The organism is Streptomyces sp. NPDC006925, from assembly GCF_042869575.1.
Lineage (GTDB): Bacteria > Actinomycetota > Actinomycetes > Streptomycetales > Streptomycetaceae > Streptomyces.
The window spans coordinates 1-25,896 of record NZ_JBIAGB010000030.1 but is presented as its reverse complement, the minus strand read 5'-3'; the positions used below and the strand labels follow the sequence as shown (position 1 = coordinate 25,896).

Here is a 25,896-nt window from a genome sequence, read left to right as displayed (position 1 = left end):
CCGACCCCCCCCACCCCACCCCCCCCCCTACCTCCGGGCGGGGGGGCCCCCCCCCTCGGGCGGGGGGGGGGGGGGGCGGCGCCGGCCCCCCCCCCCCCCCCCCCCCCCCCCCCCCCCCATGACGTCCCGTAGGGGTCGTGCATCCTCCCGTGACCGGCCGCCGCGCCGAGGGCCGGGCGACCGGCCCGGTCGGCCGCTACGCGGGAACGATGTTGACCAGCTTGGGCGCCCGGACGATCACCTTGCGGACCTCGGCACCGCCCAGCGCCTTCACGATCACCGGCTCGGCCAGCGCCAGCGCCTCCAGCTCGGACTCGGAGACGGAGGGCGCCACCTCCAGCCGGGCCTTGACCTTGCCCTTGATCTGCACCACGCAGGTCACGGTCTCGTCCACCAGGTACGCCGGGTCGGGCACCGGGAAGTCCTCGTGGACGGCGGACCCCTCGTGGCCCAGCCGGCGCCACATCTCCTCGGCGATGTGCGGAGCCAGCGGGGCGACCAGCAGCACCATGGTCTCGGCGACAGTGCGCGGGACCTCGGGCAGCTTCGTGACGTGGTTGTTCAGCTCGGTGAGCTTGGCGATCGCGGTGTTGAACCGCAGCGCGGCCATGTCCTGGCCGATGCCGTCGATCGCCTTGTGGAGGGCACGCAGGGTCGCCTCGTCCGGTGCGGAGTCGACCACGGCCGGCTCGCCCGTTGCCTCGTCCACCGCGTTCCGCCACAGCCGCTGCAGCAGCCGGAACTGGCCGACGACCGCGCGGGTGTCCCAGGGCCGGGAGACGTCCAGCGGGCCCATCGCCATCTCGTACAGCCGCAGGGTGTCGGCGCCGTACTCGCCGCAGATCTCGTCCGGGGTGACGGCGTTCTTCAGGGACTTGCCCATCTTGCCCAGCAGCCGGCTGACCTTCTCGCCCTGGTAGTAGTACGCGCCGTCGCGCTCCTCCACCTCCGCAGCGGGTACGGCGATGCCGCGTGCGTCCCGGTAGACGAACGCCTGGATCATTCCCTGGTTGTACAGCTTGTGGAACGGCTCGACGGAGGAGATGTGGCCCAGGTCGTGCAGCACCTTCGACCAGAAACGGGCGTAGAGCAGGTGCAGCACGGCGTGCTCGGCACCGCCCACGTACAGGTCGACACCGCCCTTGGGCTGCCCCTCCCGCGGGCCCATCCAGTAGTTCTCGATCTGCGGGTCGACCAGCTTCTGGTCGTTCTGCGGGTCCAGGTAGCGCAGTTCGTACCAGCAGGAACCGGCCCAGTTGGGCATCGTGTTGGTCTCCCGCCGGAAGCGGCGCGGCCCCTTGCCGTCACCCAGGTCCAGGGTGACGTGGGTCCACTCCTCGTCCCGGGACAGCGGGGTCTCCGGTGAGGTGTCCGCGTCGTCCGGGTCGAAGGTGCGCGGGGAGTAGTCCTCGACCTCCGGCAGCTCCAGCGGCAGCATCGACTCGGGCAGCCCGTGGGCGATGCCGTCCTCGTCGTAGACGATCGGGAAGGGCTCGCCCCAGTAGCGCTGCCTGCTGAACAGCCAGTCGCGCAGCCGGTAGTTGACCGTGCCCTCGCCCAGGCCGTGCTGCTCCAGCCACCGGCGCATCCGCTCCTTGGCCTCGCCCACGCCCAGTCCGTCCAGGCTGATGCCCTCGGCACGGGAGTTGACGAGCGCCGCCTCGTAGGAGCTGAACGCCTCCTGCCAGTCGGCCGGGTCCGTCCCGCGGCCGTCGGTGGGCTCGACGACGCAGCGCATCGGCAGCTCGAAGGCGCGGGCGAACTCGAAGTCGCGCTGGTCGTGTGCGGGGACGGCCATGATGGCGCCGGTGCCGTACCCCATCAGCACATAGTCGGCGATGAAGACCGGGACGGGCTCCCGGGTGACCGGGTGGGTGGCGTAGGCGCCGGTGAAGACACCGGTCTTGTCCTTGGCCTCCGCCTGGCGCTCGACGTCGGACTTGGCCTCCGCCTGCGCCCGATAGGCGGCCACGGCCTCGGCAGGAGTCGCGTGTCCGCCCGTCCACACCTGGTGGGTGCCCTCGGGCCAGGCTTCGGGGACGACGGCCTCGACCAGCGGGTGCTCGGGGGCCAGCACCAGGTAGGTGGCGCCGAACAGGGTGTCCTGGCGGGTGGTGAAGACGTCGACGGCCGCGTCCCCGAGGGGGAAGCCGATCCGGGCGCCCTCGCTGCGGCCGATCCAGTTGCGCTGCTGCAGCTTGATCGCCTCGGGCCAGTCCAGGTCCTCCAGGTCCTCCAGCAGACGGTCGGCGTAGGCGGTGATCCGCATGTTCCACTGCCGCAGCTCGGCCTTGAAGACGGGGAAGTTGCCGCGCTCGGAGCGGCCGTCGGCGGTGACCTCCTCGTTGGCCAGCACGGTACCCAGGCCGGGGCTCCAGTTGACGGGCGCGTCGGAGGCGTAGGCCAGCCGGTACTCCCCCAGCAGGTCGGCCCGCTCCCGCTCGCTCAGCTCCTGCCACGCCCCCCAGCCCTCGGGGGTCTCCCGGGTGCCGGAGGCGAACTGCTCGACCAGTTCCTCGATGGGCCGGGCCGTGCGCGCCTCGGCGTCGTACCAGGAGTTGAAGATCTGCAGGAAGATCCACTGGGTCCAGCGGTAGTACGAGGGGTCGATCGTCGCGAACGACCTGCGCTTGTCGTGCCCCAGGCCCAGGCGGCGCAGCTGCGCCGTCATCTGGACGATGTTGGCCTCGGTCGAGGTGCGCGGATGGGTGCCCGTCTGGACGGCGTACTGCTCGGCGGGCAGTCCGAAGGCGTCGAAGCCCAGTGTGTGCAGCACGTTGTGGCCGGTCATCCGCGCGTAGCGGGCGTAGACGTCCGTCGCGATGTAGCCGAGGGGGTGACCGACGTGCAGTCCCGCACCCGAGGGGTACGGGAACATGTCCATGATGAACTTTTTGGGCTTGGCGGCCTGCTCGGCGTCGCCGCCCAGCGGGCCGTCGCCGGGGTTGGGCGCCTCGTAGGTGCCGTGCTTCTCCCAGAAATCCTGCCAGCGTGCCTCGATGTCGGCGGCCAGGGCCGCCGTGTAGCGATGGGGGGCCGCGCTCTCGGCGGCGGTGGTCGTCTCGCTCATCGTCCTCAAAGCTCCATCGGTCGTCTCTGCCCAGCGCTCCTGAAACGAAAAAACCCCTCGCACAGGAGGGGGAGCCGCGCCGATGCCGGCCCGCGGAGGGGGACCGGCGGTGATTCAGCGCGGCTCGCTAAGCAGAAGGCGTACGGCACGCATAGCGCTCAGGGTACCGCACGCGGTGGGGCCCCGGCCGGAGACCGCCGACGGTCCGGCCGCGCGGAGCCCGGAACGCGCGCCCCGACCAGGGGCGGGGGAACAGCATCCGGAGGTGGGAGAACGCGCCTCGCACGGGAGAACGCGTCATACGGAGCGTGCCGCGGGAATCAGCAGACGAAAAGGTGGGATGCACCCGCGGAATCCGCGAGTGCATCCCACCTCTTGCTTCTGTGGAGCTAAGGAGAATCGAACTCCTGACCTCTTGCATGCCATGCAAGCGCTCTACCAACTGAGCTATAGCCCCAGATCCCTGGTCCGCCGGGGCTTCCCCTCGGCGGCTTCGCCAGCTTACACGGGGCACACCGCCTTCTGCCAAATCGCTTCCCGCGACACCGGGACGGTGGGCGACACCGCCGTACCAGGCCCCGGCCCCGGCGATCGGTACTGTCGGCCCGTGAGCACCTCGCGCCGGCCCGCCGGGAGCACAGCGCCACCGGCGCTCCGGGCCTGCCGCGGTCTCCGGAGCCGGCTGCTGCGGCGGCCGACGGCCCCGGCGCTCGCGGTGTCACTGCTCTCCTTCGCGGCTTTCTGGGCCGCGCAGCGCACCACGGACCCCTCGATGATCGACCTGATGGTCTACCGGGCCGAGGGCCGGGCCGTGCTCGACGGCCACGACCTGTACGCGATGCGCGCCACCTACGCGGACCTGCCCGCCACGTACCCGCCCTTCGCCGCGCTGCTGTTCCTCCCCCTGACGCTGCCGGACGTGCCCGTGCTGCGTGCGGCGGCGACCGTCTCCGGCCTCGTGCTGCTGGTGGCCCTGGCCCACCTGTCGCTGCGGCTGCTGCACCGCCCGCTGCACGTCCCGCGGCCGGCGGCGGCGCTGGGCGTCGCCGCGGTCGCGGTGTGGTGCGAACCGGTGTGGACCACACTGCGCTACGGGCAGATCAACCTGCTGGTGGCCACCCTGGTGCTGTGGGACCTCACCCGCCGCCCCGGGCAGCGCTGGGCGGGTACGGGCATCGGCGTCGCGGCGGGCATCAAGCTCACACCCGGGCTGTTCGCCGTCTTCCTGGCCCTGCACGGGCTGGTGCTGCACCGGCTGGCCAGGAGCCGACCGCGGCACCCGGACCGCCAGGACGGGCCGAGCAGGCCGGACCGCCGGGACGGACCGCCGTGGAACCCGTGGCTGCGGCAGGCCGCCGTCGCGGCGGCGGCCTTCCTGGGGACCGCGCTGCTGTCCGCGCTGCTCCTCCCGCACGACTTCCTGCGCTTCTGGGGCGGAGCCGTTCTGCGCTCCGACCGGGTGGGACGGGCGGAGCTCACCGACAACCAGTCGCTGAACGGGGTGGCAGCCCGTCTGCTGCACACCGGGGACCCGGGCGGACTGTGGCTGGGCCTGGCCCTCCTCGCGGCCGCGCTCGGCCTGGGAGCGGCCGTGGCCGCGGCCCTCGCGGGGCGCTGCGGCCTGCCGAACGCGGCCGCCTGGTCCACCACGGCCTGTGCCGTCACCATGCTGCTGATCAGCCCGATCTCCTGGTCGCACCACTGGGTGTGGTGTCTGCCGCTGACGCTCCTGCTGGCCGTGGAGGCGCAGCGGCGGCGCAGTCTCCGCTGGTCGGCCGGAGCGCTGCTGGCGGCGCTGGTGTTCTGGTCCTACGTGCCGTGGTGGGTCCCCCGGGACCCGAACGCGCCGCGCCCTCCCGAACTCCGCCAGAACGGCGCCGAGATACTGCTGTCGGCCTGCTATCCGCTCGCGGGGGCGGTGTTCCTTGCCGTCACGGCCGTGGTGGCGCTGCGGGTGCTGTGCGGACGGAGGCCCGGGCACCGGCCGGGCGGCGCGGCGGGGACGCCGGGGAGCGTCGGCGCCACGACCGGGGCTCAGGCCGTCGCGAAGGAGTAGAAGCGCTTCAGTGTGCAGTGCGCCTCCAGCAGGCGGCCGTAGATCGGCTCGCCGTCCAACTCCCGGTACGTCTCGATCGGGTCACCCTTTATGATCAGTGCCCGGGCGCAGTCCTCGCACCAGTACTGGTAGGCGCTGTTGACCGGTTCCATGTCACGGACGATCGGGGTGCCGCTGCCGCACCAGTCGCACTTCCTGCTGTGGGCGCCCATCGCTCAGTCAGCTCCAGATGTGGCCGCATGCCGTGCACACGTAGGAAACTCCTCCGCTGTCGCCGAGCACTTGGGCGACGTTCGCAGAACCGCAGGCCGGACGCTGCAGATTGCCCGGAACACCCGGCCGGTGCTCCGTGCGGGGCGGGGGCCGTACGGGCGCGGGTCCGGTGCCGTCCTCGCCGAGGACCGTCGCCGACATCGCACTCGCCCCTCCCCTTCCCCCTGGGCTCCCCCCTTCCAGCCGCCCCGATTCTGCCACGTTCCGGCGTCCGGGCTAAGGGCCGGTCAACCTTCCCCTGTCCATCCCCCTACCCTGCGCACCGCTCCGCTCAACGCGCCCGCCCCCGCCGCGGCGAGCGACACGGCGGCCAGGGCCGCGCAGGTGAGCGCGAGCGCGTGCGCCGAGGTCGCGGGGGTGACCGGGGCGCTCTCGGCATGCTCCAGGAAGACGGCGCCGAACAGTGCCACCCCGCTCAGCAGGCCGAGCTGCGCGGTGGTCACCAAGAGCCCGCTGGCGTCGGCCGCTTCGCTCTGCCGCACCCGCGCCAGGGCGCCGGAGAGCACCGGGTTGTAGGCCAGGGACATGCCGATTCCGCTGACGCTCAGGCAGACGTAGAGCCACGGGCCGCCGTCCCCGCCGCCGGACAGGAGCGTCCCGAGCCACCCGAACGAGACCGCCGCGGCCAGAAACCCGGTGGCCGACAGCCGGGGGTGCCACGACTGCGGCAGGCGCCGCCAGACCATCCCGACCAGTGCGAAGAGCCCGGCGGTCGGCACCATCGAGACCCCGGCGAGCAGCGCACTCTTCCCCAGACCGGTCTGCAGATGCAGCATCACGACCAGGACGAAACCGGCGTTGACCGCCATCATGCAGAAGATGCGCACCACGGCCAGCGGCACGCCGGGAGCCCGCAGCACCAGCGGGGAGACCAGCGGCCGCCCCCCGCGGCGGGACAGCAGCAGTTCGTACCGTCCGAAGACCGGGGCGAGCACGGCGCACAGCGCCAGGGACACCCATCCCCACAGCGGCCAGCCCTGCTCCCGCCCCAGCACGACGGGGACGGTGAACAGCAGCAGCACCGCACCGAGCAGGACCAGCCCCGGCAGGTCCAGTGCCCGCCGCTCCTCGGCGCCGCCCCTGGGCTCGGTGCGCACCCGCAGCAGCCAGGGTCCCGCGACGAGCAGGGCGGCACCCACCGGGACGTTGATCAGGAAGACCGGGCGCCAGCCCCAGCCGAACAGGTCGGCACTGACCAGCACCCCGCCCAACAGCTGGCCCGCTGCCGCACCGACGCCGAGCACGGCGGCGTAGGCGCCCAGCGCGCGGCTGCGGGCGGCTCCGGTGAAGGTCCGCTGGAGCAGGCTGAGGACCTGCGGCAGCATCACGGCACCGCCTGCGCCCTGCACCAGCCGGAAGGCGATGAGCCAGCCGGTGCCGGTCGCCAGACCGCAGGCGAGCGAGGCGCCGGTGAAGAGGGCGAGGCCGCACAGGAACATCCTGGCGTGGCCCAGCAGGGCGCCCAGCCGGGCTCCGGTGATCAGCAGCACCGCGTAGGCGAGGGTGTAGCCGGCGATCACCAGTTGCAGTCCGGCGCCCGAGGCGTGCAGATCCGCGCGCAGGTCGGGGGCCGCGACGTTGACGATGAAGGTGTCCAGCAGTGCCATGAACTGGCCGCTGAGCACGATCGCCAGGAGCCACCCGGGGCGCGGGCCGCGACGCACGGGGCCGCTGCCGGAAGCCGGGGCGCTGCCGGGAACGGAACGGTTGTCGGCGGCGTGGTCTTTACTGAGGCCGCGGGCAGCGGATTCCGCGTGCCGCGGTGCGGGTTCCGTCACCGGTGCGGATTCGGCCGCCCGCGCGGGTTCCGCGGCCGGTGCGGAGCCCCGCGCGGCGGCCGTCGCCGGGAGCGGCGAGGAAGACGGCGGGGAGGACGAGGTGGATGTCATGCGGGAAGCCTGGCCTGGCGGCCGCGGGGCTCACGAGAGCCCGCCGATGCTGGTACTGACAGCACCTGGCAGCCGGTGCGGGCTGCCGCGACGATGGAGGATGTGACAGTCATCGCCGAGAGACGAACGGAGCCCCGAGCGGCCGGCGGTGCCACCGGAACGGCACGCCCGACCGCCCAGCGCCGCAGATCCGAACTGGCCGCGTTCCTGCGCAGCCGCCGCGCCCGGGTCTCCCCCGCCGATGTCGGGATGCCCGCGGGACTCCGCCGCCGCACCCCGGGGCTGCGCCGCGAGGAGGTGGCCCAGCTCTCCGGGGTGGGTGTGACCTGGTACACGTGGCTGGAGCAGGGCCGTCCGATCAACGCGAGTGCGCAGGTCCTGGACGCGGTGGCCCGCACTCTGCGGCTCGACGAGGCCGAGCGCGAGCATCTGTACCACCTGGCTCAGGTGCCGCGTCCGCCGTCTCCGGAGCAGCTCGCCGAGGCCGTCGACCCGGAGGTGCACCGCATCCTGGACGCGATGGATCCGATGCCCGCTGTGGTCTACAACGGCCGCTACGACGTGCTCGCAGCCAACGCCGGGTACCGGGCGCTGTTCCCGATGGTGGATCTGGTGGGACAGCCCGAACGCAATGTGCTGTGGCAGCAGTTCGTGGCCATGCCGCCGTGTTGCTGCGCACTGCTCAACCGCGAGGCGGAGCTGTCGCTGATGGTGGCGACGCTGCGCGGCAGCTACGGGCGGCACGTGGGCGAGCCCGCCTGGGAGGAGTTCCTGGCGCGGATGTGCGAGGCCAGCGAGGAGTTCTCGAAGCTGTGGCGCAGCGGCGATGTGGCGCCGCCGGGTGCGCGGGTGAAGACGGTGCAGCACGCCTCGGTCGGCCGGCTGCGGCTCAGCTCGACGTCGCTCCAGATCAGCGGCGCGTCCGAGGCCCGGATCGTGGCCTATGTGCCGCACGACGACGAGACGGAGCGGCTCCTGGGGCTGCTGCGGACGACGGACGATCCGATGATCGGCTGCCAGGAGCACGCCGAGCCGCTGTCCCGGATCCGGGAGCGGATGCTGCGCACGGGCAGCAGCAGGTGCGATGACGCCGGGGGTGCGAAGGGGCGGTGATCCGGCGTCCGCGAGGGTCGCGCCCGGCGCGTGCACCCCGGCGCGTGCACCGGAGCCGCACGGCAAAGATCCCGCCCTCCGTGCCGGAGGGCGGGATCTGGGGCTGTGGAGCTAAGGAGAATCGAACTCCTGACCTCTTGCATGCCATGCAAGCGCTCTACCAACTGAGCTATAGCCCCGGGCTCCGGCGCCGGAGCGCCGCGAACGATGTGAAGCTTAGCGGGTGGCCGGGCCGAATGAGAAATCCGGTGGCACATCGCTGCCCTCCGGCCCTCCGGCCGCCCCTCGGCGGCCCCGGCGCGTTCCCGGCCCCGCGATGTCAGTCGTCGTCGCCGAGCACCGGCTCGGGCAGGCTGCCCGCGTTGTGCTCCAGCAGCCGCCAGCCGCGCGATGTCTCGCCCAGGACGGACCAACTGCAGTTGGACAGCCCGCCCAGCGACTCCCAGGTGTGCGGCGGCAGCCCGATGAGGTGGCCGATGGTGGTGCGGATGGTGCCGCCGTGGCTGACGACGACGAGCGTGCCGCTGTCCGGGAGCTTGTCGACTCCGCGCTCCACCACGGGCGCCGCCCGCTCGGCGACCTCGGTCTCCAGCTCACCGCCGCCCCGGCGCACCGGCTCACCCCGCTTCCAGGCGGCGTACTGCTCCGCGTAGCGGGCGACGATCTCCTCGTGCGTGAGCCCCTGCCACTCGCCCGCGTAGGTCTCGCGCAGGCCCTCGTCGTAGGTGACGCCGAGCCCGGTGAGCGCGGCCAGCTCCGCCGCGGTGGCCGTGGTGCGCCGCAGGTCCGAGGAGAGGATGGCGTCCGGGCGCAGCGCCGCGAGCAGCCGCGCCGCCCGGCGGGCCTGGTCGAGCCCGGAGTCGGTGAGCGGGATGTCCGTCGTCCCCTGGAATCGGCGTTCCAGGTTCCAGGCCGTCTGGCCGTGCCGCCACAGGACGATCCTGCGGTCCCGCACCGCCCCCGTGCCGTTCAGCGCAGCTCTCCGTCCAGTTCGTCCGCGGACCCGGCGCCGGCCCCCGTCGCCTCGGCGTGCTCGGCACCCTTGCCGCGGGTCGCCACGGCGTCCTCGGGCAGCTCCAGCTCCGGGCAGTCCTTCCACAGCCGCTCCAGAGCGTAGAAGACCCGCTCCTCGCTGTGCTGGACGTGGACGACGATGTCGACGTAGTCGAGGAGCACCCAGCGGCCGTCCCGCTCGCCCTCGCGGCGCGCGGGCTTGGCGCCCAGCTCCTTGGTCAACCGCTCCTCGATCTCGTCGACGATGCCCTTGACCTGCCGGTCGTTGGGCGCCGAGGCGAGCAGGAAGGCGTCGGTGATGGCGAGCACGTCGCTGACGTCGTAGGCGACGATGTCGTGCGCGAGCTTGTCGGCCGCCGCCTGGGCGGCGGTGCTGATCAGCTCTAGGGAACGGTCCGTGGCGGTCACAGGTGAGGCTTTCGGGTCGGGAACATCTCGTGTTCCAGGGTCTCACGGCCGCGCGACCGGATTTCGGCCCAGTCACGGCGGGCGACGACGGCGCGCGCGGCGGGCAGCTGCCGCGCGCGACGGCGTCACCCCCGGTAGTCGGCCCCCAGCACCACCGTGACGTCGGCGCTCGCGGCCCCCTCGGCCTTGCGCACCGCACTGCCGGGCAGACCCAGCGTCTTGGCGATCCCCTCGGCCTCGGCCTTCCGCGCGGACTCGGCGTAGGTCACCAGCGACGTGGCGCGGGTGGCGCCCGTACCGGCCTTGACCACGGTGTAGCCGCCGTTGACCAGCGCCGCGGAGGCCGTACTGTCCACGCCGCGCCTGCCGCTGGCGTTCTTCAGGCTCACCCGGGGCACGGCGTCCGGATCGGAGTTCTTGACGCTGCCGCCGAGCACCTTCTTCACGATCCGGTCGCCGGCCTGCCTGCCGAGCGTCCCGTCGGCGCGCACGGGGAGCGTCCGGGTGCGGTAGTCGCCCTGCTTGGCGCGGTCCGCCAGCGCGGCCAGCGCGGAGCCGAGCTGGGACTCGGACAGCGAAGGGTCGGGAATCTGGCCGAGGGACTCGACGGTCCTGGTGGCCGCCGACGCGTCGCCGGAGATCTTCTTCAGCAACGCCTGCATGACCTGACCGAACCGGGCGAGCTGCGCGGTCTGGGGTTCGCTGCGGGCGCGGTAGGTGGCGTAGGCGACCGCGGCGCGGCCGTCCAGGTCCTGGTCGCTGCCCTTCTCGACCCGCGGTTCCGCGCCCCGCTTCGCGCCGGGCACGGTTGTGTCGGTGTCCAGGGTGATGCCGCCGACCAGCTCGACGAGGTTCTCCAGGAACGGGGTGTCGAGCCGCCAGGTGCCCTTGATGTCCGAGCCGAGCAGGATGTTCAGCGCGTCACGGGTGGGTCCGGCGCCGCGGTCCTGCACGGACTTGCCGAGGGTGGTCGTGCTGCCGTTCTCCGCGGAGACGGCGAGCGCGTTGGGCAGCAGGAGGGTGGAGCCCTCGCCCGCGCCCTCGTTGTCCACGAGCAGGGCCGTCGAACTGGCGCCGCCCTGCTCCCGCAGGTGCAGCACGATCACGTCCCGCTGCTCGCCCGCCGCGGCGCCGCCCTTGCCGTCCTCGTCCCCGGTACCCGGCAGCAGGCCCGTGTACCAGGCCCAGCCGGTGCCGCCCACCAGCAGCAGGGCGAGCACGACGACGAGTGCCACGCCCCGGTTCCGGCCCCGGCGCTTGGCCTCCTCGCGGCGCTCGGTGCGGCTCTCGGTGAACTTGAGCCAGTCGATGACGTCCTCGGAGTCGTCGCTGGTCTCCTCGACGAACGAGAACTGCTCGGTGCGGTACCCGTCCTCCCCGCCGGAGGCGGACGCCTCCCCCTGAACCAGGCTGTCGCCCCCGGCGTCCGGGTGCTGCTCGTGCTGAGGCAGGCCGCCCTGGGCGGGCACCCGGTCGGCCTGCTGGGGGTGCGCTTCGGGGTACGGGGCGGCCTGCTGGGAGGGGGCTTCCGGGTACGGCGCGGCCTGCTGGGGCTGTGCGCCCGCGTACGGCGCGCCCTGCTGCGCGTAGGGAGCCTGGTGCCCCGGGTGGCCGCCCTGCTGCTGCGGATAGCCCGCGTACGGGTCGTGGCCTGCCTGCTGCTGCCCGGGAGCCTGGGCATAAGGGTCGTACGCCGGATACGGCTCCTGCTCCGCGTACGCCCCCTCGTGCGGCACTTCCTGCGTGCGGTACACGGGTCTGCCGTACTCGTCGTAGCCGAGGATCTCGGGCTGGCGGCCGTAGGGGTCGTATCCGTAGCCGTCGCTCACGCTCGCGCGTCCCCTTCCGCGTCCCGCCGGTACAGCGCGCGCTTGTTGATGTACCGCACGACCCCGTCGGGGACCAGGTACCAGACCGGATCACCGCGCTCCACCCGGGCGCGGCAGCCGGTGGAGGAGATGGCCAGCGCGGGGACCTCCACCAGGGAGACGCCGCCCTGCGGCAGCCCGGGGTCGGCCAGCGCGTGGCCGGGCCGGGTGACGCCGATGAAGTGGGCCAGCGAGAACAGCTCTTCGGTGTTGCGCCAGCTCAGAATCTGCGAGAGCGCGTCGGCGCCGGTGATGAAGAACAGATCGGTGTCCGGATTGGCCTCGGCGAGTTCGCGCAGCGTGTCGATCGTGTACGTCTTGCCGCCGCGGTCGATGTCGATCCTGCTCACCGAGAACTGCGGGTTCGACGCCGTGGCGATGACCGTCATCAGATAGCGGTCCTCGGCGGGCGACACCTGCTTGTGGCTCTTCTGCCACGGCTGCCCGGCGGGTACGAACACCACTTCGTCGAGGTGGAAGCGGGCCGCCACCTCACTCGCGGCCACCAGGTGGCCGTGGTGGACGGGGTCGAAGGTCCCGCCCATCACACCGAGTCGCCGCTTACCGGTCCCGGGCACTATGTCCTCTCCCATGCGGGGCGACTCTACGCTCAGCGGTCCCGGTTGAAACGGGTGGTGAGCCACAGCAGCAGGAGCAGCGCGAGGAGCGCGCCGCCGCCGGTCAGATAGGGGCTCAGGCTCTCGTGCTGACCGCCCTCGCCGTGCTCGCCCCCCGAGGCGAGGGACAGCAGGGCGTCGTGTGCGGTGCTGGACAGAGTCATCGTCGGCGGAAACCCATCCCGTGAGGCGCGGACAGTCGGCGCGCGGTCGTTCCGCTCCCGCACACGTGCGGGAGCGGAACTGCGCAGCCACATCGTAAGCGCGGACCCTCCGGGCGCTCACCCCGACTCATCCGGACGCAACGGGAAGGCCCCGCTCCGCGTCCCCTCTTCCAGGGCCCGCGTTTCGGACCGGGCCGGGCCGAGGAGCCGGATCCGGTGCGTGCAGGGCCCACGGGCCCAGCGGGATCCGGACGCGAGGCTCTAGTGTGGACAGCCCAGTCGACGAGGGGGAAACACCATGACAGACGGCACAGGCGGCACGGAGCGCCTGCCGGGCCGTGAGCGGCGGCGCTTCGAGGGGATCTCCTCGCGTGCGTACGAACACCCGACCGACCGCTCGGCGCTGGTGGCGCTGCGCAAGCTGAGCGGCTTCGACACCGTGGTCAAGGCACTGAGCGGGCTGCTTCCCGAGCGCAGCATGCGGCTGCTGTTCCTCTCCGACTCGGTGCGGGTCAGCGACCAGCAGTTCGCCCACCTCAACGCCATGCTGCGGGACGCCTGCTACATCCTGGATCTGGAGAAGATCCCGCCGATGTACGTGACCCAGGACCCGAAGCCCAACGCGATGTGCGTCGGCATGGACGAGCCGATCATCGTGCTCTCCACCGGGCTGGTCGAGCTCCTGGACGAGGAGGAGATGCGCGCCGTGATCGGCCACGAGGTCGGGCACGCGCTCTCCGGCCACGCGGTCTACCGGACGATACTGCTGTTCCTGTCCAACCTCGCCTTCAAGGTCGCGTGGATCCCGCTGGGGAACGTCGCGGTCATGGCGCTGGTGACGGCGCTGCGCGAGTGGTTCCGCAAGTCCGAACTGTCCGCCGACCGGGCCGGGCTGCTGGTGGGCCAGGACCTGCAGGCGTCGATGCGCGGGCTGATGAAGCTGGCGGGCGGCAACCACCTGCACGAGATGAACGTCGACGCCTTCCTGGCGCAGGCCGAGGAGTACGAGGCGGGCGGGGACCTGCGCGACTCCGTGCTGAAGATCATGAATGTGCTGCCCCGCTCGCACCCCTTCACCACGGTGCGCGCCGCCGAGCTGAAGAAGTGGGAGGCCAGCCGCGACTTCCAGCGGATCATGGACGGCCACTACCCGAAGCGCGCCGACGACAAGGACACCTCGGTGCGGGACTCCTTCCGCGAGTCGGCGAACCACTACTCCGAGACGGTGCGCAACAGCAAGGACCCGCTGATGGGCCTCGTCCGCGACCTGGCGGGCGGCGTCGGCGACGTCGGCGGCCGGCTGCGCGACACCTTCACCGGCCGCGGCGGCTCCGAGGACCAGGGGGGCGGCAGCGGGCCGGCTAACGGCTCGGCCGGTAAGGACGATCCGGGCTCGGGCGGGCGCTAGCCGCCAGCAGCCCGCACACCGAGGCGGCGGACCGGCCCCGTGCGTACGGGTCGGTCCCCGCCTTGCCCGCGTCCTCGGCCCGCTCGCCGGCCAGCAGCGGTGCGAGCGCATCGGAGGGGTCATCGCCGCAGTTCATCGGCCCCGCCCGCATGGCGACCTGGCGCACGGTGACCTGATGCTCGCGCAGATCCTGCCGCTCGAAGCGGAAGCGCACCTCCCGCCGTACGGAGAAGAGGGAGGCGTTCCGCGGGGGCTTCCCGGCCGACCCGCTGTCCGCGTTCTTCCCCTCGTCCCCGTCGGCGGGCCGCACCGCGTAGACGAAGACGTGGTCGGCGGTGACCTCCAGCCCGTCGCCGACCTCCTCGACGGCGAGGGTGCCGTCGACCCGCACCTTCGAGCTGGCCAGCGTCGCCTTGCCGCGGTCGAGGCGCACCATCCAGGCCGTGGCGCTGCGCCGTCCGTCATCCCGCGGGTGCTCCACGCTGCGGTCGAACTGACGCTGCTGGCGGGGGTTGAGCAGCAGGCGCACCGACCGCACCGCGCCACCGGTGACGACCTCCGGGTCGAGGGAGCTCTCCACGATGTAGTCCTTGGCGACGGTCAGTGCCGACAGCACCTGGCTCTGCGAGAAGTGGTCGCTGCTCCGAACGGGTGGCAGCGCCACTCCGTCGGCCCCGGTCGCGAACCGCGCCGCGGGGCTGTTCTCGAACAGGTCGCCAGGGGTGCCGCCCGGGACCCGGCCGGTCGGTGCCAGCGGCAGCACATCGCTGCGCAGCGGCTCGGCGCCGGTCCGGACCGAGGAGGGGTAGGGGTTCCGTATGCCCATGTAGATGGCGGTGCCGAAGGCCAGCACGATCAGCGCCACCAGGACCAGCCCCTGCCGGGAGAAGCCCAGGCCGGTCCGGCTCCGGCGCTCGGCGTGCGAGCGGGCGCGGACCGCGGCGTGCTCCTCGTCCTCCATGCGCTCCTGCGCGGAGAACTCCTGGAGCCGTGCAGCCTTGATGAACGACTCGTCGAACACCAGGGATCGGTACTCGTCGTCGCCGTCGGGACCGCCGTCGGGCGTCCCGTCAGGAGGATCCACTCGCCCGGCCATAGCACCAGGGTAGGACCGACAGCGCGGACGTGAACGGCGTGGCTCCGGCCAACTTGCGGGACCCCGCGAGGTCTGCTCCGGGGGTGCGCCGGGACCCCGCGGTTGCCGGACCGGCCGGGTGGACCGGGGCTTCGAGCAGGCCCGCGGCGCCGGGTGGGGCGGCCCGTCAGCCGCCGGGCGGCTCCACGGCGGGAACGGGGGAGACCGCGCCCGGGCCGTCCCGGTCCACGTCCGTGGTGGCGGGCGGCGGGGTCGGATCCTGCCGCTGGTCGGAGGTGCCCCGGTAGACGGCGGAGAAGGCGAGCGCCACCATCCCGATGCCCATCACCACGGCGAGCACCCAGGCGACCGGCCGCTGCCACTCGCGGTGGCCGCGGTAGGGGCGCGGCCCCTGCTGCGGCGCCGGGCGGCGGTGGGCCCGGTACCCGAAGTCGGAGCCGTGCTCGTGGCCCGGCTCCGGTTCCGGTGGGCAGCCCTCGGCTCGCCCGTACTCCACCCGGTAGTCGGAGCGGTCGAAGCGGCCCTCGTCGTCGGGATCCTCGTCGAAGTCGCCGTCGAAGGAGTCGTCCGCCTCCGCGAACTCCTCGTGCGGGATCTCGCCCTCGCCGCGCGGATAGCCGAAGCCCTCCTCGGCGGCGCGGAAGGGCTCGCTCTCCGCGCGGGACCGGTCGGTGGCGAGCAGCCGTTCGGCCGCGCTCGGTTCGTGCACCTCAGCGGCGCGTACGAAGTCCTCGTCGAGCACCACGGAGGCGAACTCGTCGTCCGCTGCCCCGCGGTCGCGGTACTCGGGCTCCTCGCCGTCCGGGAACGGCCCGCCCCCCACGTCGTCCGGCACGCCTTCCAGCGTAGACCTGTGCGGTCGTTTTGGGCAGGGCCGCCGGGAACCGGGCGGAAAATCGGTGCTGTTCAGCCGCGGACGTGCCCGTCCCCGGTGACGACGTACTTCGTGGAGGTCAGCTCGGGCAGGCCCATGGGCCCCCGCGCGTGCAGCTTCTGCGTGGAGATGCCGATCTCGGCGCCGAAGCCGAACTGGGCCCCGTCGGTGAACCGGGTGGAGGCGTTCACCATCACGGCGGCGGAGTCCACCAGCGCGGTGAAGCGGCGGGCGGCCGCGGTGTCGGCCGTGACGATCGCCTCGGTGTGCCCGGAGGACCAGGCGCGGATGTGCTCGACGGCGGCGTCCAGGGAGGGCACCACGGCCGCCGCGATGTCGTAGGACAGGTACTCGCTCGCCCAGTCCTCGTCGGTCGCCGGCAGCACCGTCGGCGCGGCGGCGTCGGCCGCCGCCTGCCAGGCGGTGTCGCCGTGCACGGTGACGCCCGCCTCGGCGAGCGCTTCGAGGGCGCGTGGGAGGAAGGCGTCGGCGATCCCGGCGTGCACCAGGACGGTCTCGGCGGCGTTGCAGACGCTGGGGCGCTGGGCCTTGGAGTTGACGAGGATCGCGAGCGCGGTGTCGAGGTCGGCTCGCTCGTCGACGTAGACATGGCAGTTGCCGGTGCCGGTCTCGATGACGGGCACGGTCGACTGCTCCACCACGGTCTTGATCAGCGAGGCGCCGCCGCGCGGGATCAGCACGTCCACCAGGCCCCGGGTGCGCATCAGCTCGGTGACGCTCTCCCTGCTCTCGCCCGGCACCAACTGCACCACGTCGGCGGGGAGTCCGGCCTCGGCCACCGCGTCCCGGGCGACCGCGACCAGCGCCGAGTTCGAGGCGTGCGCGGACGAGGAGCCGCGCAGCAGCACGGCGTTGCCAGACTTGAGGCAGAGCGCCGCGGCGTCCACGGTGACGTTGGGACGGGCCTCGTAGATGATCCCGACCACGCCCAGCGGCACCCGCACCTGGCGCAGCTCCAGCCCGTTGGGCAGCGTCGAGCCGCGCTGCACCTGGCCCACCGGGTCGGGCAGCGCGACGACGTCGCGCACGTCGGAGGCGATGGCCGCGATCCGCTCCGGGGTGAGCGTGAGCCGGTCGACGACGGACTCCGCCGTGCCCGCGGCGCGTGCCTCGGCGACGTCGTCGGCGTTGGCGGCCACGATCTCCGGGGTGCGGGCCGTGAGCGCGTCGGCGATCGCCAGCAGTGCGCGGTCACGGGTGGTACGGGGGGCCGGGGCGAGGTCGGCCGCCGCTGCCCGCGCACGGCGGGCCGCCTGGCGGACGGGGGTGTCCGGGGTCTCGGATGCGCTCATGGCGCGCATCGTAGCCGGGGCGGGCGCGAGGCGGCGCCGGTGTCTCAGCGGCGGCCGTACGCGCGGCGCCGCGCCGCGGGCACCCGGGTGCCCGCGCCCCGGGCACCCGAGGGTCAGAACGGATGCACGCCCACCGTGCTGACGGGCGGCGGGCCGCAGCCCTCGGCGACGCGCCGGCGGTAGGTCTCGCGCCCGATCACCTCGAGTCCCACGATCTCCCAGGGCGGCAGCCCTGCCGAGGACCGGTGCTCGCCCCACAGCCGCAGCGCCACGGCGGCGGCGTCGTGCAGGTCCTGGGCCTCCTCCCAGTAGCGGATCTCGGCGTGGTCGTCGGCGTAGCGGCTGGTGAGCAGGAACGGGTGGTCGTGCGCGAGCCGTTCGAGCGCGCGCCGTACGTCGCCCCGTGGCGCCTCGCGGCCCGCGACGCTGAGCGTGACGTGCCAGAGCCGGGAGCCGACTCGTTCCTCGGGCTGGGGGGAGGGCGCCGTTCCGACGCCGGCCAGTCGTCCCACCGGTGGCCTCCTGGAGTGGTGCTGGTGCTGCCCTGGTGTCTTCCGTGAGTGCTGCTGGTGTCGTTCCGTACGGCGGTCGATACGCTGCGTGCACGTGCGGGTGCACGTGCTACTCGCACCGCCCGAGTCAAAGTTGACCAGCCCGAGGGCGTGCGCGGGACCGTTTTGCGGAAGGTGTCCGTGGAAAGGCTGGACTTTTTCCCGGCCGCCCGAATGTGCCGCCCGAATCGGAGCCGGGCGGACAGCTCCGGTCAGCCGCGCAGCAACACGAGGTCGTCCCGGTGCACGACCTCGCGCTCATAGGCCGGTCCCAGCTCGCGGGCCAGCTCGTGGGTGGTGCGGCCCAGCAGCCGCGGCAGCTCCTTCGCGTCGAAGTTGACCAGCCCCCGCGCGACGGCCCGCCCCCGGCCGTCGCGCAGCTCGACCGGATCGCCCGCCGAGAAGTCGCCCTCCACCCCGGCGATCCCGGCGGGCAGCAGCGAGGTGCGGCGGTCCACGACGGCCCGCACGGCACCCTCGTCCAGGGTGAGCGCCCCGGTGGGCGTGGAGGCGTGCGCGAGCCACAGGAGGCGCCCGGCGGCGCGTCGCCCGGTGGGATGGAAGTAGGTGCCGGTCTCCCGCCCGGCAAGCGCGTCGGCGGCGTGCACGGCGGAGGTGAGCACCACGGGCACTCCGGCGCCCGCCGCGATGCCGGCCGCCTCGACCTTCGTCGCCATGCCGCCGGTGCCCACCCCCGCGCTGCCCGCGCTGCCGATGTCGATGCCCTCCAGATCGGCCGGGCCGCGCACCTGTGCGACCCGGCGGGTGCCGGGGGTGGTGGGGTTGCCGTCGTAGAGGCCGTCCACGTCGGAGAGCAGCACCAGCAGGTCGGCGCGGACGAGGTGGGCGACGAGCGCGGCGAGCCGGTCGTTGTCGCCGAAGCGGATCTCGTCCGTGGCCACGGTGTCGTTCTCGTTGACGATCGGGACGGCGCCCATGGCCAGGAGCTGGTCCAGGGTGCGGTAGGCGTTCCGGTAGTGGGCCCGGCGGCTGGTGTCGTCCGAGGTCAGCAGCACCTGGCCGACCCGGCGGCCGTAGCGCGCGAAGGACGCCGTGTAGCGGGCCACCAGCAGCCCCTGGCCGACGCTCGCCGCAGCCTGCTGGCGGGCCAGGTCCCGGGGGCGCTTGGCCAGCCCCAGCGGCGCCAGTCCGGCCGCGATGGCGCCCGAGGAGACCAGCACCGTCTCCCGCGGGGTCTGCCCGGGCTCGGCCTGCTGAGCGCCGATGTGCTTGGCGAGCACGTCGACGAGAGCGTCCACCCGGTCGGCGTCCAGTCCGCCGGCCGCGGTGGTCAGCGAGGAGGAGCCGACCTTGACGACCACGCGGCGCGCCTCTCGCACCGCCTTGCGGGCTGCCTGCCCGCTCTCCGCGGCCTGCCCGGCCGGTCCCGGGGGCACCGCCGTGCCCGGTGCGCCCTCGGCGGCGCCCGCCGCGTGCCCTGTTCCGCTGTCTCGTGCCACGCCCGTACGTACCCCTCGCGCCTGTGCCGCCGCGGCGGGACGCGCGGCTCGACCGGGCGACGGGTGCGCCCGGTGGAGCCGTGACCCGCCGTGCTCTCGGGTCGCAATCTACGTCAGCGCCGGTCCGGGCCGCTCATCCGTTTCACGCAACGGACGCGTGAGGATGGTTACGTTTGACCAGGTAAGCGCCCATCCTGCGGCGTCGAAGATTGTCACTTGACCCACGGGCGTCATACCGTCAGGGGTCGACCTCGGCCACCGCCACCGGCCACCCCCTTCGCAGACCCTCTATCTCCATGCCAGGAGCCCAGCCCGTGCCCTCTGCCGGACTCGCCACACGACGCGCCGTGCAGCTCGCGGCCCTGCTCGCGCTCGCGGTGTTCTACACCGTGCAGCTCGCCGGAGCGCTGCTGCCGAACGTGCCCGTCTTCGTCGCCGCCTCGCTGGCGGGACTCGCCCTCGACCTGTACCTGACACACCGGCAGCCGGGGCTGCTGGCGCTGCTGGGGAAGGTCCGCTTCGATGTCACCACGCGGCAGCTCCTCCGCGACATGCTGGTGATCATCGGCCTGGTCCGGATCCCGGAGGTACCGCCGGACATAGAGCGTCCGCTCACCCTGCTGCTGCTGGCCTCCTACGCCGCGCACTTCCTGTGCCAGGCGGTGGCCCAGCTCGTGCGCCGCACCCGCACCCTGCCGGTCGTCACGCGCAACATCGACACCTCGTCGCTCCACCTCACCCACGCGCCGTCCCGGCTGCTGGCCCGCCAGCCCAGCCGCAGGCTGCTGCGCTTCTCCATCCCCGGCACCCTGGGCCTGACGCTCAGCGCGAGCCTGGCGGTCGAGGAGTGGGGGCTCGTCGGCGTGAGCTGCACCCTGCTGCTCTCCCTGGGCAGCGCCTTCTACCTGGCCACCTGGCTGCTGCCGAAGAAGCGCTCCAAGGGCGAGCAGGAGGTGATGGCCTGGCTGGACGCGTGGCTGGCACGGTACAAGCCGACCACGGGGATGTACTTCTCGGGCGGGACGACGTCGGCGTACCAGGCGAACATGTGGCTCTCCACGCTGGCGGAGCTGGAGGGCCGGCCGCTGATCGTGCTGCGGGAGCGGTTCATGGTGCAGAAGATCGACGCCACCGACGTCCCGATCGTCTGCATCCCCAAGGTCTCCCATCTGATGCACCTGGAGCACTCCACCCTCAAGGTGCTGCTGCACCCGGCCAACTCCGGCAAGACCTCCCAGGTCCTGCGGATCCCCACCCTCAAGCACGCCTTCATCAACCACGGCGAGTCCGACAAACTCTCCTCCTGCAACCCCTACGCCAAGGCCTACGACCAGGTGTGGGTCGCCGGCGAAGCCGCCCGCGAGCGCTACCGGCTCGCCGAGGTCGGCGTGGACGACAAGGACGTCGTCGAGGTCGGCCGCCCCCAGCTCACCCCCATCCGGCACGCCGACGAGCGCGCCGCCGCCCGGGACGGGTACACCACGGTGCTGTACGCCCCCACCTGGGAGGGCTGGGACGGCAACCCGGGCAACACCTCGGTGCGGCTGGCCGGCGAGAACATCGTCAAGGCGCTGCTGGCCGACCCGAAGGTGCGGCTGCTGTACAAACCGCACCCGATGACCGGCTCGGTCGACCCGCGGGCCGGCGCAGCCGACCAGCGCATCCGCGCCCTGATCACGCAGGCGAACGCGGCACGCAACGGCCCGCGACGCGGCGCGGAGGCCGCGGCCGAGCTGGAGCGGCGCACCGCGGAACTGGACCGGCTCTCCACCACGGCGTTCCGCGCGAGCGCGGACGAGATGGAGCGGATGAAGATCCAGGGCACGCCCGAGGACGGCAACGCCGAGCGGGTGCGCGCGGCGACCGAGGCGTGGGAGGGGGCCTACTGGGCGTCCTTCCCCGACTGGGAGCACCAGATCATCGACGGCCCGCGGCCGGGGATCTTCACCTGCTTCAACCAGGCCGACCTGCTGGTCTCGGACGTCTCCTCGGTGGTCTCGGACTACCTCACCAGCGAGAAGCCGTACGCGGTCGCCAACACCAGCGGGATGACCGAGGACGAGTTCCGGGGCACCTTCCCCACCGTGGGGGCCGGCACGGTGCTCACCCCCGACGCGCAGCAGCTCCCGGCGCTGCTGGAGTCGGTGCGCGCCCCGGAGAAGGACACCATGGTGCGGGCCCGCCGGGAGCTGAAGACCCACCTGCTGGGCCCCTCGGACCCGCCCTCGCTGGTCCGCTTCAACGCCGCCGCGCTGGAGCTGGCGGCCGAGGCGGAGGCCCGCAACGTACGCGTCGCACGGCGCACGACCGAGATCCCCGGCCAGCGCGAGCTGCAGGAGGCCGCGGAGGAGGCCGAGCTGGAGGCGCCGGGCACCGCGGACCCGGAGGACGCGGTCTCGACCTGAGTCGCCGGCTGCCGGTGGCGTGCCGGGCCGACTCGCGGGGCTGATCCCGCATCCGGCATCGGGCCTCCGGCACTGCCACTCCTACGGGTGGCGCAGGGACAGGACACCGGCGCACAGGAGCGCGGAACGGTGCGGGGCCCCGAGAGGAGTTCACCTCTCGGGGCCCTTCCGTCTGTCGATGCCCCTCTCGTCACATCAGCACCAGAAGGTGGCTCAATGCCCTGAAAGCGGCGACCGCACGTCCCTACGCTCGCTGGCGGCCCGGCCCACACCCCGCACCATCCGCCGGGCCCCGCACCACCAGCCAGGAGGGGACGCACGTGACACACCCGAGAACCGCCGCAGCACCACTCGCCCTGCTCCTCTGCGCAGGGCTACACCTCACCGCTCCCACCCCCGCGGCGGCCGCCCCGACGGGCACCGGACCGGTCTTCAACCAGCCCAACGGAACAGCCGCCCAGCAGCGCGCCATCCGCAGCGATCTGCTGGCCCGGATCAAGGCCGCGGCCCCCCGCTCCACGATCAAGGTCGCGCTGTACCACTTCTGGGACGCCGAGGTGGCACGCGCGCTGGCCGCGGCCCACACCGCGGCCGGGCGGCGCGTGCGGGTCCGGGTGCTGCTGGACGAGTCCAGCGTGAGCGCGATGCCCTCCAGCACCTCCTACGGCATCCTCCGCAAGGCGCTGGGCACCGACCGGTCGAAGCGTTCCTTCGTCGCGCTCTGCCCCGAGGGGAAGTCCTGCCTGGGCACGCCCGGCGCGGGCCCGTCGATCGCGCACAACAAGTTCTGGCTCTTCTCGCACACCGGCGGCTTACGGAACGTCGTCGTGCAGACCTCCTCGAACCTGTCCACCGGCAGCTACACCAAGTTCTGGAACGACGCGCTGGTCGTGTCGCAGGCCCGCCTCCACGCGGCCTACAGCCGGTACTTCGACAAAGCCGCGGCGGCGGACTGGCGCGGCTGGCGCTACACCCGCACCGCCGCCACCCCGTACACCGGCTATTTCTTCCCCCGGCCGGACGGCGGGGACACCGTGCGTGCCCTCCTGGACAACGTCACCTGCCGCTGGAGCGACGCCCGCGGCAGCCATCGCACCAGCGTCCGGCTGGCCATGTTCAAACTCACCCGGCAGGGCGTCGCCGACAAGCTCGCCGAGCTGCAACGGCAGGGCTGCGCCGTGGACATCGTCTACGCCGAGAGCGACAGCGAGGACAGCACCGGCTCCCCCGGCACCTGGGAGGCGCTGCACGCGCCCGGCGGTCCGGCCGTGCGCTGCCTGCACTACGACGACGACGGCGATCCCGCGACCTCGCGGGAGGTCGTCCACTCCAAGACCCTGCTGATCTCCGGCCGCTACGCGGGCGCGACCGGCGCCCTGGTGTGGACCGGCAGCCACAACTACTCGGGCCCGGCCCTGACCAAGAACGACGAGACGCTGCTGAAGGTCGACGATCCCGCGGTGCACGACGCCTACCTGCGCCGGTTCCTGCGGCTGCGGACCGCGGCCCGCCCCGGGCTCGCGGACGACACCCCCCGTTGCAAGGGCGTGAGCCCGCAGCCGGAGGACTGACGGCACGCCCGCGGGACCGCGAGGGGCGGAAGGGCCCGGCCTCCGGGAGCCGGACGGCCGGGAACCCGGCCGTCCCCGCGGTGTGCCGGTGCCCCGGCCGGGGTGCCGCGGGCCGGTGACGGCCGCGGCCGGTCCCTCACTCGAAGGGGTCGAAGTCCTCGTAGGCACCCAGGGATTCGTCCCGCTCCGCCTCGCGGTCCCGGCGGCGCTGCGCGGCCGGACGGGGCGCGTCCATGCGCTGGTCCTCGCCCCGGCGGCCGAGCATCTCGGCGCCGGTGACCATGGTGGGCTCCCAGTCGAAGACCACGGCGTTCTCCTCGTCGCCGATCGCGACACCGTCGCCCTCGCGGGCCCCCGCCTTCCACAGCTCGTCCTCGACACCGAGGCGGGCGAGCCGGTCGGCGAGGTAGCCGACCGCCTCGTCGTTGTTGAAATCGGTCTGCCGCACCCAGCGTTCGGGCTTCGCACCGCGCACCCGGAAGAAGCCGTCCTCGATCCGGGTCACCGTGAAGCCCGCGTCGTCGACGGCCTTGGGGCGGATGACGACCCGGGTGGACTCCTGCGCCGGACGTGCCGCACGGGCCTCGTCCACCAGACCGGCCAGCGCGTACGACAGCTCCTTGAGCCCCTGCCGCGAGACGGCGGAGACCTCCAGGACGGGGAAGCCGCGCTCCTCCAGATCGGGCCGGATGATGTCGGCCAGGTCCTTGCCCTCGGGGATGTCGGTCTTGTTGAGGACGACGACCCGCGGCCGGTCCTCCAGACCGCCGTAGCGGGCCAGCTCCGCCTCGATCACGTCCAGGTCGGAGACGGGATCGCGGTCGGTCTCCAGCGTGGCGCAGTCCAGCACATGGACCAGCACGGAGCAGCGCTCGACGTGCCGCAGGAACTCCAGGCCGAGGCCCTTGCCCTCGCTGGCGCCCGGGATCAGCCCCGGCACGTCCGCGATGGTGAAGACCGATCCCCCGGCGGTGACCACACCGAGGTTGGGCACCAGCGTCGTGAAGGGGTAGTCGGCGATCTTCGGCTTGGCCGCGGAGAGCACCGAGATCAGGGAGGACTTGCCCGCGCTGGGATAGCCGACCAGCGCGACGTCCGCGACCGTCTTCAGCTCCAGGACGACATCCCGGGTCTCGCCGGGCTCGCCCAGCAGCGCGAAACCGGGCGCCTTGCGCCGGGCGGAGGCCAGCGCCGCGTTGCCGAGTCCGCCGCGGCCCGCCCGGCCCGCGACGAAGGTGGTGCCGGCGCCGACCATGTCGGCCAGCACCTCGCCGTGCCGGTCGAGGACGACGGTGCCGTCCGGTACCGGCAGCACCAGGTCCTTGCCGTCCTGTCCCGAGCGGTGCCCGCCCTCGCCGGGCCGGCCGTTGGTGGCCTTGCGGTGCGGGCTGTGGTGGTAGTCCAGCAGCGTGGTCACATCCGGATCGACGACGAAGACGACGTCACCGCCGCGGCCGCCGTTGCCGCCGTCGGGGCCGCCCAGCGGCTTGAACTTCTCCCGGTGCACGGAGGCGCAGCCGTGCCCACCGCTGCCCGCGGCGACATGCAGCTCGACGCGGTCCACGAAGGTGGTCATAGGGGGTGCCTCCAAGGCGTGCTCTGGGGGTGGTGGTGCCGCGGCTCCGTGCGAGCCCCGTCGCGCGGGAACGCTGTCCGCGTCCCGACGCCGTCCCGGTCCGAGGGTCTTCCGCCGACCGCCCCGGTCCGAACGCGCCGAGGGCGGACCCGCTTCCCGTGCGCAGACCGCGCGCACGGGAGATGGAGTCCGCCCTCGGTGTGGAGAGTGTGCCGTCCGGCTGCTTACTGAGCGGCCGGGACGACGTTCACGACCTTGCGGCCGCGGTGGGTGCCGAACTGCACCGCACCCGCGTCCAGCGCGAACAGGGTGTCGTCGCCGCCGCGGCCGACGCCCGAGCCCGGGTGGAAGTGGGTGCCGCGCTGGCGGACCAGGATCTCACCCGCGTTGACGACCTGACCGCCGAAGCGCTTCACGCCGAGGTACTGCGGGTTGGAGTCGCGACCGTTCCGAGTGGACGATGCGCCCTTCTTGTGTGCCATCTCTCCTCAGTCCTTACTTCTTGGCCGGGGCGGGGATGTCGGTGACCTTCAGCGCGGTGTGGAGCTGGCGGTGACCGATGCGCTTCTTGTACCCGGTCTTGTTCTTGTACTTCTGGATCCGGATCTTGTCGCCCTTGTGGTGGTCCACCACCTCGGCCTGGACCTTCACGCCCGCCAGGACCCAGGGGTCGCTGGTGACCGCGTCACCGTCGACGACGAGCAGGGTCGAGAGCTCGACGCTGTCGCCGACCTTGCTCTCGGAAATACGGTCAACCTCGATGACGTCGCCCACAGAGACCTTCTGCTGGCGCCCGCCGGTGCGCACGATCGCGTACACGCGGAACTCTCTCTCGCTCGTGTCGGAACTCCTGACGCCAGCCGCCCGTCCGCGCGAGCGCGGAACTGATCCGGAAGGATTGAGCGGCCTCTCCCGGGAACCGAACGGAACCGGGAGGGATGTGCTCAGGAGCAGCGCGCCCTGGTCAGGACACGCCGATGGTCAAGGGTACCCCATACGGACCTGGAGGTCCGACGGCGTCCCCTGGCCGGGGGGGGGGGGGGGGGGGGGGGGGGGGGGGGGCCCCCCCCCCCCCCCCCCCCCAAGCCCCCGGGGCAGGGGAGGACGGCGCCAAGGGCGTAGCCCCAGGCACCGGCTCTGACACTCGTCTTGGTCGGGGCCCTACCCCCG

Annotated in this window: 22 protein-coding genes and 2 tRNA genes; 5 read left to right on the top strand and 19 right to left on the bottom strand. The window is 73.0% G+C overall.

Annotation, left to right across the window (positions count from 1 at the left end; all coding sequences use genetic code 11):
• Nucleotides 1–196: 196 nt before the first annotated feature.
• Together leuS and ACFYNS_RS28245 are read right to left on the bottom strand one after the other, a co-directional pair.
• On the bottom strand, nt 197–3,070 hold the full coding sequence (gene leuS, locus ACFYNS_RS28250) for a leucine--tRNA ligase (protein WP_388605641.1): 2,874 nt from the start codon (nt 3,068–3,070) through the stop codon (nt 197–199).
• A gap of 384 nt (nt 3,071–3,454) precedes the next feature.
• A tRNA-Ala gene (locus tag ACFYNS_RS28245) sits at nt 3,455–3,527 on the bottom strand.
• A 150-nt stretch (nt 3,528–3,677) separates the two neighbouring features.
• On the opposite strand from ACFYNS_RS28245, the gene ACFYNS_RS28240 reads away from it, so the two are divergent.
• Nucleotides 3,678–5,126, top strand: coding sequence for a glycosyltransferase 87 family protein (locus tag ACFYNS_RS28240; protein ID WP_388605639.1), 1,449 nt, complete (start codon nt 3,678–3,680; stop codon nt 5,124–5,126).
• Here the strand turns inward: ACFYNS_RS28240 and ACFYNS_RS28235 are convergent.
• From ACFYNS_RS28235 to ACFYNS_RS28225, 3 genes are all read right to left on the bottom strand, one after another.
• Complete coding sequence (locus ACFYNS_RS28235; protein WP_019358162.1) at nt 5,105–5,338, bottom strand: hypothetical protein; 234 nt, start codon at nt 5,336–5,338, stop codon at nt 5,105–5,107. The two genes, ACFYNS_RS28240 and ACFYNS_RS28235, sit on opposite strands and share 22 nt — an antisense overlap.
• A 7-nt stretch (nt 5,339–5,345) precedes the next feature.
• Nucleotides 5,346–5,540, bottom strand: a complete 195-nt coding sequence (locus ACFYNS_RS28230) for a hypothetical protein (protein WP_388605637.1) — start codon at nt 5,538–5,540, stop codon at nt 5,346–5,348.
• Nucleotides 5,541–5,626: 86 nt separating this feature from the next.
• Complete coding sequence (locus ACFYNS_RS28225; RefSeq protein WP_388605635.1) at nt 5,627–7,288, bottom strand: MFS transporter; 1,662 nt, start codon at nt 7,286–7,288, stop codon at nt 5,627–5,629.
• 93 nt (nt 7,289–7,381) lie between these two features.
• On the opposite strand from ACFYNS_RS28225, the gene ACFYNS_RS28220 reads away from it, so the two are divergent.
• The gene (locus tag ACFYNS_RS28220; protein ID WP_360296138.1) at nt 7,382–8,401 is read left to right on the top strand and encodes a helix-turn-helix transcriptional regulator; all 1,020 of its coding nucleotides are present in this window, start codon (nt 7,382–7,384) and stop codon (nt 8,399–8,401) included.
• A gap of 106 nt (nt 8,402–8,507) precedes the next feature.
• On the opposite strand, the gene ACFYNS_RS28215 is transcribed toward ACFYNS_RS28220, so the two are convergent.
• The 6 genes from ACFYNS_RS28215 to ACFYNS_RS28190 form a co-directional block, all read right to left on the bottom strand.
• A tRNA-Ala gene (locus ACFYNS_RS28215) sits at nt 8,508–8,580 on the bottom strand.
• A gap of 140 nt (nt 8,581–8,720) precedes the next feature.
• On the bottom strand, nt 8,721–9,356 hold the full coding sequence (locus ACFYNS_RS28210; RefSeq protein WP_360296141.1) for a histidine phosphatase family protein: 636 nt from the start codon (nt 9,354–9,356) through the stop codon (nt 8,721–8,723).
• Nucleotides 9,357–9,370: 14 nt separating this feature from the next.
• The gene (rsfS, locus tag ACFYNS_RS28205) at nt 9,371–9,823 is read right to left on the bottom strand and encodes a ribosome silencing factor (RefSeq protein WP_360296144.1); all 453 of its coding nucleotides are present in this window, start codon (nt 9,821–9,823) and stop codon (nt 9,371–9,373) included.
• A gap of 125 nt (nt 9,824–9,948) precedes the next feature.
• Nucleotides 9,949–11,652, bottom strand: coding sequence for a LytR C-terminal domain-containing protein (locus tag ACFYNS_RS28200; protein ID WP_388605632.1), 1,704 nt, complete (start codon nt 11,650–11,652; stop codon nt 9,949–9,951).
• A complete protein-coding gene (gene nadD, locus ACFYNS_RS28195; protein ID WP_026004905.1) occupies nt 11,649–12,284 on the bottom strand; it encodes a nicotinate-nucleotide adenylyltransferase in 636 nt (211 codons plus the stop codon). The genes ACFYNS_RS28200 and nadD overlap by 4 nt, the downstream gene beginning before the upstream one ends.
• Before the next feature lie 17 nt (nt 12,285–12,301).
• Nucleotides 12,302–12,472, bottom strand: coding sequence for a hypothetical protein (locus ACFYNS_RS28190; protein ID WP_360296151.1), 171 nt, complete (start codon nt 12,470–12,472; stop codon nt 12,302–12,304).
• Nucleotides 12,473–12,770: 298 nt separating this feature from the next.
• On the opposite strand from ACFYNS_RS28190, the gene ACFYNS_RS28185 reads away from it, so the two are divergent.
• Nucleotides 12,771–13,880: a M48 family metallopeptidase gene (locus ACFYNS_RS28185; RefSeq protein ID WP_360296154.1), complete on the top strand. Its 1,110-nt coding sequence runs from the start codon at nt 12,771–12,773 to the stop codon at nt 13,878–13,880.
• Here ACFYNS_RS28185 and ACFYNS_RS28180 read toward each other — a convergent pair.
• The 5 genes from ACFYNS_RS28180 to proB form a co-directional block, all read right to left on the bottom strand.
• A complete protein-coding gene (locus tag ACFYNS_RS28180) occupies nt 13,834–14,976 on the bottom strand; it encodes a hypothetical protein (RefSeq protein ID WP_388605630.1) in 1,143 nt (380 codons plus the stop codon). The two genes, ACFYNS_RS28185 and ACFYNS_RS28180, sit on opposite strands and share 47 nt — an antisense overlap.
• 166 nt (nt 14,977–15,142) lie before the next feature.
• On the bottom strand, nt 15,143–15,811 hold the full coding sequence (locus ACFYNS_RS28175) for a hypothetical protein (RefSeq protein ID WP_388605628.1): 669 nt from the start codon (nt 15,809–15,811) through the stop codon (nt 15,143–15,145).
• Nucleotides 15,812–15,882: 71 nt separating this feature from the next.
• Nucleotides 15,883–17,172 carry a glutamate-5-semialdehyde dehydrogenase gene (locus ACFYNS_RS28170; RefSeq protein ID WP_388605627.1) on the bottom strand — a complete coding sequence of 430 codons (1,290 nt, stop codon included), beginning with the start codon at nt 17,170–17,172 and terminating at the stop codon, nt 15,883–15,885.
• 104 nt (nt 17,173–17,276) lie between these two features.
• Complete coding sequence (locus ACFYNS_RS28165; protein ID WP_360296166.1) at nt 17,277–17,675, bottom strand: hypothetical protein; 399 nt, start codon at nt 17,673–17,675, stop codon at nt 17,277–17,279.
• Between the two features lie 251 nt (nt 17,676–17,926).
• Nucleotides 17,927–19,054, bottom strand: coding sequence for a glutamate 5-kinase (gene proB, locus ACFYNS_RS28160; RefSeq protein ID WP_388605677.1), 1,128 nt, complete (start codon nt 19,052–19,054; stop codon nt 17,927–17,929).
• 434 nt (nt 19,055–19,488) lie between these two features.
• Between proB and ACFYNS_RS28155 the strand changes: the two genes are divergently transcribed.
• Together ACFYNS_RS28155 and ACFYNS_RS28150 are read left to right on the top strand one after the other, a co-directional pair.
• Nucleotides 19,489–21,579 (top strand): hypothetical protein, encoded by a 2,091-nt coding sequence (locus ACFYNS_RS28155; protein ID WP_360296169.1) that lies wholly within the window; start codon nt 19,489–19,491, stop codon nt 21,577–21,579.
• A gap of 320 nt (nt 21,580–21,899) precedes the next feature.
• Nucleotides 21,900–23,150 (top strand): phospholipase D-like domain-containing protein, encoded by a 1,251-nt coding sequence (locus ACFYNS_RS28150; protein ID WP_360296172.1) that lies wholly within the window; start codon nt 21,900–21,902, stop codon nt 23,148–23,150.
• A 136-nt stretch (nt 23,151–23,286) separates the two neighbouring features.
• On the opposite strand, the gene obgE is transcribed toward ACFYNS_RS28150, so the two are convergent.
• The 3 genes from obgE to rplU all read right to left on the bottom strand — a co-directional run bounded on the left by obgE (nt 23,287) and on the right by rplU (nt 25,545).
• Complete coding sequence (gene obgE / locus ACFYNS_RS28145; RefSeq protein ID WP_360296175.1) at nt 23,287–24,726, bottom strand: GTPase ObgE; 1,440 nt, start codon at nt 24,724–24,726, stop codon at nt 23,287–23,289.
• A gap of 224 nt (nt 24,727–24,950) precedes the next feature.
• Nucleotides 24,951–25,208 carry a 50S ribosomal protein L27 gene (gene rpmA / locus ACFYNS_RS28140; RefSeq protein WP_019358144.1) on the bottom strand — a complete coding sequence of 86 codons (258 nt, stop codon included), beginning with the start codon at nt 25,206–25,208 and terminating at the stop codon, nt 24,951–24,953.
• A gap of 13 nt (nt 25,209–25,221) precedes the next feature.
• Nucleotides 25,222–25,545 carry a 50S ribosomal protein L21 gene (gene rplU / locus ACFYNS_RS28135; RefSeq protein ID WP_019358143.1) on the bottom strand — a complete coding sequence of 108 codons (324 nt, stop codon included), beginning with the start codon at nt 25,543–25,545 and terminating at the stop codon, nt 25,222–25,224.
• Nucleotides 25,546–25,896: the final 351 nt, after the last annotated feature.